The 5,123-nt window shown below is 71.6% G+C and carries 5 protein-coding genes; 3 read left to right on the top strand and 2 right to left on the bottom strand.

Translation table 11 applies throughout. The features are described from left to right. Window positions 1–40: 40 nt before the first annotated feature. Complete coding sequence (locus A2U95_RS07190; RefSeq protein ID WP_166021368.1) at window positions 41–1,705, bottom strand: fumarate hydratase; 1,665 nt, start codon at window positions 1,703–1,705, stop codon at window positions 41–43. Window positions 1,706–1,899: 194 nt separating this feature from the next. Between A2U95_RS07190 and A2U95_RS07185 the strand changes: the two genes are divergently transcribed. Together A2U95_RS07185 and A2U95_RS07180 are read left to right on the top strand one after the other, a co-directional pair. Then, window positions 1,900–2,634 (top strand): DUF1707 SHOCT-like domain-containing protein, encoded by a 735-nt coding sequence (locus A2U95_RS07185; protein WP_240957231.1) that lies wholly within the window; start codon window positions 1,900–1,902, stop codon window positions 2,632–2,634. Window positions 2,635–2,742: 108 nt separating this feature from the next. Continuing rightward, the gene (locus A2U95_RS07180; protein WP_420856974.1) at window positions 2,743–3,144 is read left to right on the top strand and encodes a WhiB family transcriptional regulator; all 402 of its coding nucleotides are present in this window, start codon (window positions 2,743–2,745) and stop codon (window positions 3,142–3,144) included. A gap of 315 nt (window positions 3,145–3,459) precedes the next feature. Here A2U95_RS07180 and glpX read toward each other — a convergent pair whose 3' ends face one another. Beyond that, on the bottom strand, window positions 3,460–4,494 hold the full coding sequence (gene glpX / locus A2U95_RS07175; protein ID WP_166021367.1) for a class II fructose-bisphosphatase: 1,035 nt from the start codon (window positions 4,492–4,494) through the stop codon (window positions 3,460–3,462). Between the two features lie 129 nt (window positions 4,495–4,623). Between glpX and A2U95_RS07170 the strand changes: the two genes are divergently transcribed. Next, window positions 4,624–5,123 (top strand): DUF4245 domain-containing protein (locus A2U95_RS07170; protein ID WP_166024898.1); only part of this gene is annotated, 500 nt, incomplete at its 3' end.

Genomic DNA, 5,123 nt, shown 5'->3' with positions numbered 1-5,123 from the left:
GGGGGGGCGGCCGCGGCCCCGCCGCACGGGGTGCTCCGGGTCAGAGACCGGGGCCGCGGACCGGGATGGAGGTGAAGGTGGGGGCCGGGGCCGGGTCCTGGAAGAAGTCGTTGCCCTTGTCGTCCACCACGATGAACGCGGGGAAGTCCTCGACCTCGATCCTCCAGACCGCCTCCATGCCGAGCTCCTCGTACTCCAGGACCTCGACCTTCTTGATGCAGTCCTGCGCCAGGCGGGCGGCGGGGCCGCCGATGGAGCCCAGGTAGAAGCCGCCGTGCGCGGCGCACGCGTCGGTGACCTGCTTCGAGCGGTTGCCCTTGGCCAGCATCACCTTGGAGCCGCCCGCCGCCTGGAACTGCTCGACGTAGGAGTCCATGCGGCCGGCCGTGGTGGGGCCGAAGGAGCCGGAGGCGAAGCCCTCGGGGGTCTTGGCGGGGCCGGCGTAGTAGACGGGGTGGTCCTTCAGGTACTGCGGCATGCCCTCGCCGGCGTCCAGGCGCTCCTTGATCTTGGCGTGCGCGATGTCGCGGGCGACGACCAGCGGGCCGGTGAGGGAGAGGCGGGTCTTCACCGGGTGCTTGGCCAGCTCGGCGAGGATCTCGTCCATCGGCCGGTTGAGGTCGATCTTGACCACGTCGCCGGACTGGATCAGCTCGGCCTCGGTGGTGTCCGGCAGGAAGCGCGCCGGGTCCTTCTCCAGCTGCTCCAGGAAGACGCCCTCGGCGGTGATCTTCGCGACGGCCTGGCGGTCGGCGGAGCAGGAGACCGCGAGCGCGACCGGGCAGGAGGCGCCGTGGCGGGGGAGGCGGATGACGCGGACGTCGTGGCAGAAGTACTTGCCGCCGAACTGGGCGCCGATGCCGAGCTCACGGGTGAGCTCGAAGACCTTCTCCTCCAGCTCCGTGTCGCGGAAGCCGTGGCCCAGGGGGGAGCCCTCGGTGGGCATGCCGTCCAGGTAGTGCGCCGAGGCGTACTTCGCGGTCTTCAGGGCGAACTCGGCGGAGGTGCCGCCGACCACGATCGCCAGGTGGTACGGCGGGCAGGCCGCCGTACCCAGCGAACGGATCTTCTCCTCCAGGAACTTCATCATGGAGGCCTCGTTGAGGACCGCCTTGGTCTCCTGGTAGAGGAACGACTTGTTGGCGGAGCCGCCGCCCTTGGCCATGAAGAGGAACTTGTAGGCGCCGCCGTCGGTCGCGTACAGCTCGATCTGCGCGGGCAGGTTGCTGCCGGTGTTCTTCTCCTCCCACATGGTGAGCGGAGCCATCTGCGAGTACCGCAGGTTGAGGTTCTGGTAGGCGTCGTAGATGCCCCGGGAGAGGGCCTCCTCGTCGTCGCCCTCGGTCAGCACGTTCTGGCCGCGCTTGCCCATCACGATCGCGGTGCCGGTGTCCTGGCACATGGGCAGGACGCCCGCCGCGGCGATGTTCGCGTTCTTCAGCAGGTCCAGGGCGACGAACTTGTCGTTGGCGGACGCCTCGGGGTCGTCGAGGATCTTCCGGAGCTGGGCGAGGTGGTCGGGCCGCAGGTAGTGCTGGATGTCGTGGACGGCCTCCTCGGCGAGCTTGCGCAGCGCCTCCGGCTCCACCTTGAGGAACGTGCGTCCGCCGGCCTCGAAGGTCGACACGCCCTCGGAGGTCACCAGCCGGTAGGGGGTGGTGTCCTCTCCGGTGGGGAGCAGATCGGTGTACGCGAACTCAGGCATCTCGCCATTCCTCACTCGAAAGATAGCCAGTGCCCACAGCGTAGAACGTGCGCGGAGGGCCACCGCTGTGAGGTAAGGCTCGCTTGACAGAGGTGGGCCTCATATGGGCAAAGGGCGCGCGAGGGGCGGGACGCCCGGCGAATTCGTCCTCACGGGGACTGTTCGCGATACATCGCGACTGCTACGCTCCGTACGTGGACCTTCACAAGAATCCCGAGGTGCGCGCGTCCGACGCCGAGCGGGACCGCGTCGTGGACCAGCTGCGCGAGGCCGTCGCCGAGGGCCGGCTCACGCCGGAGGAGCACGCGGAGCGGGTCGAGGGGGTGCTCGCCGCCCGCACGGTCGGCGAGCTCGAGGTGTTCGTCCGGGACCTGCCCCGTGGGCGGGACCCGCACTCCGCCTCCCCGGCCGCGGCGCCGCTGGACCTGGAGTCCCTGCCCGTGGCCGGCGAGAACGTCGCGGCGGTGTTCAGCGCCGCCTCCCGCACCGGCCGCTGGCGGGCGGGCCGCCGGGTCAACGCGTACGCGATATTCGGCAGTGTCGAGATCGACCTCAGCGAGGCCGTCTTCGAGCACCAGCAGGTCACGGTGAAGGCGGTCTCGGTCTTCGGCAGCGTGGAGGTGTACGTGCCGGAGAACGTCACCCTGCGCGGCACCGGCGGCGGTGTCCTCGGCAACTTCGAGGTGGACGCGGCCGACGCCGAGGACCCCAACGCCCCGGTGGTGTACGTGGACGGCTGGGCGGTGCTGGGGAGCGTCGAGGCGAGCCCGCGTCGCGGAAGCCTGGTGGCCGACATCCTGGACCGGGTGCACCGGCACGTGGACAGGTCCCTGCGCAGGAGTGCCGGGGGCGGCCGCCCCGCGGGACGGCACCTGGGGGGCGGGCATTCCGGCGGCGGGCATCTCAAGGGCGAGTCAAGGGAGTTGTGACCGCCGCGCTCCGTCGTGAGGCGTGTACGGGGTGCATACGGCGCGTGTGCGAGGGGTAGTGCTTGACGCATCGCCGCTCGCTCGCGAAGCCTTCGTCAGGAGTAGACCGTGCCGCAGCACACGCGCTCGTCCCTGCAGGTCACCAAGGTCGCACAGGTCCCCCCGGACCCGGCCCGGCGGAGCGCCCCCAAAGACCGCGACCAGGAGGCTCCCTGGCACACCGACGCGGTCTGCCGCAGGGACGAGGCGGGCCTGTTCTTCGCCCCGTCCAAGGAGCCCACGGCCGCGCGGCTGTCGCGCGAGGAGGCGGCCAAGCGGGTCTGCTCCCGCTGTCCGGTGATGGTGGAGTGCCGCGAGCACGCCCTGCTGCAGCCGGAGCCCTACGGCGTGTGGGGCGGGCTGACGGCCGCCGAGCGCCGGCTGGTGCTGGCCCGCCGCCGGCGCCGGGAGATCGAGCTCAAGAAGGCGACGCGTTCGGCGGCGGGCGGACGCATAGCCGCGGCGGGCTGACGAGGGCGCCGCGAGGGGGCGCGGGGGCCCGAGGCCCCCTTCCCGGGCCGCCCGGGGCCGCGCTTGATGCCGTTCGGGACCGCCTGGTGCCGCCCGGAGCCGTTCGAAGGCCACCCTGCGCCGCTCGAAGGCCACCCAGGGCGTTCGAGGCCGCCCGGCGTCGCCCGTGCCGCCCGAGACCGTTCGGAACCGCCCGAGGCCGCTCGGGGACGCCGAAGGGCGCCCCCGCCGCACCGGGAGCGCCCTCGGACCGCTGCTGATCCCGCCCGTGCCCGGGTCCGGGCCCCTGCCCGGGCCCGAACCGTCCGGGCCGCTCTACTTGGCCCGGTCGAAGTCGATCTGGCTGTAGGCCCGGAGCTTGCTCAGCCGGTGCTCGGAGTGGATCTCCCGCACCGTGCCGGACTTGGAGCGCATGACGATCGAGGAGGTCGTCGCCGTCTCCGACCGGTACCGCACCCCGCGCAGCAGCTCGCCGTCGGTGATGCCGGTGGCCACGAAGAAGACGTTGTCGCCGGAGACCAGGTCGTCGGTGGTCAGCACCCGGTCCAGGTCGTGGCCGGCCGCGACCGCCCGCTCGCGCTCCTCGTCGTCCTTCGGCCAGAGCTTGCCCTGGATGGTGCCGCCCAGGCACTTCACCGCGCAGGCCGAGATGATGCCCTCCGGCGTGCCGCCGATGCCCAGCAGCAGGTCGATGCCGGTGCCCTCGCGCAGGGCGAGGATGGAGCCGGCCACGTCGCCGTCGGTGATCAGCTTTATCCGGGCGCCGGTCTCCCGGACCTCCTGGATGAGCTGCTGGTGCCGGGGGCGGTCCAGGATGACCACGGTCACGCCCTCGGGCGTGGAGCGCTTGGCCTTGGCGACCCGGCGGATGTTCACCGACACCGGGGCGTTGATGTCGACGAAGTCGGCGGCCTCCGGGCCGGTGACCAGCTTGTCCATGTAGAAGACCGCCGAGGGGTCGAACATCGAGCCCCGGTCGGCGGCGGCCAGCACGGAGATCGCGTTGGTCATGCCCTTGGCGGTGAGGGTGGTGCCGTCGATGGGGTCGACGGCGATGTCGCACTCGGGGCCGGTGCCGTCGCCCACCTGTTCCCCGTTGAACAGCATGGGGGCCTCGTCCTTCTCGCCCTCGCCGATGACGACGACGCCGTTCATCGAGACGGTCGAGACGAGGGTGCGCATGGCGCGCACCGCGGCGCCGTCGGCGCCGTTCTTGTCACCGCGGCCGACCCAGCGGCCCGCCGCCATGGCGGCGGCCTCGGTGACCCTGACCAGTTCCAGGGCCAGGTTGCGGTCGGGGGCTTCGGACGGGACCTCGAGTTCGGACGGCAGCAGATTGTGCTCGGTCATCGGAGCGCACCTTCCCTGTACGACGACGGCCGGATGAGGGTCGTTCGCTCCTGACTCTAACCTCCGACTGAAATTATGAGCAGAGGACCCCACGGATGAGCGCGGAGGGTACCTGCGACGATGGAGGGCGTGGCAGGTACGAAAGGCAAGCAGTCGGTCCGGGACATGGTTCTCTCCCTGGGCCTCATTCTTCTCGCGGCGGGCGTGATCTACCTCTTCATCCCGCACGACGACACCGCGCCGGAGCCGAAGCGGGTGGACTACCGGGTCGAGCTCCTGACGGCGCGCCGTGCCGCGCCGTACCCGGTGGCGGCCCCCGAGGGCCTGCCGGAGGGCTGGACGGCGACGTCGGTGCGCTACCGCGCCGAGCACGCGCGCTGGCACCTGGGCTTCTCGGACCCGGACGGCGGCTACGTGGCGCTGGAGCAGTCCACGCAGAAGCCGTCCGAGTTCGTCGAGGACGCCACCCAGGGCGCCGCGAAGAAGGGGACCGTCGACGTGGGCGGCCGCGACTGGGACCGCTACGAGGGCGAGCGGTACGACGGGCTGGTCCTCCAGGAGGAGGGCGTCACCACCGTGGTGACCGGCAGCGGCGGCGTCGAGGACCTCACCGAACTGGCCGGGGCGCT

This window comes from Streptomyces chilikensis (genome assembly GCF_001642695.1).
In the GTDB taxonomy this organism is placed as follows: domain Bacteria; phylum Actinomycetota; class Actinomycetes; order Streptomycetales; family Streptomycetaceae; genus Streptomyces; species Streptomyces chilikensis.
Note: the sequence above shows the minus strand (reverse complement) of the source record. Positions and strands in the feature narration are given on the sequence as shown.

What these genes read in the sequence shown, in the direction of transcription:
- A2U95_RS07190 (WP_166021368.1), bottom strand. Translation starts at nt 1,705, where the DNA reads ATGCCTGAGTTCGCGTACACCGATCTGCTCCCCACCGGAGAGGACACC.
- glpX (WP_166021367.1), bottom strand. Translation starts at nt 4,494, where the DNA reads ATGACCGAGCACAATCTGCTGCCGTCCGAACTCGAGGTCCCGTCCGAA.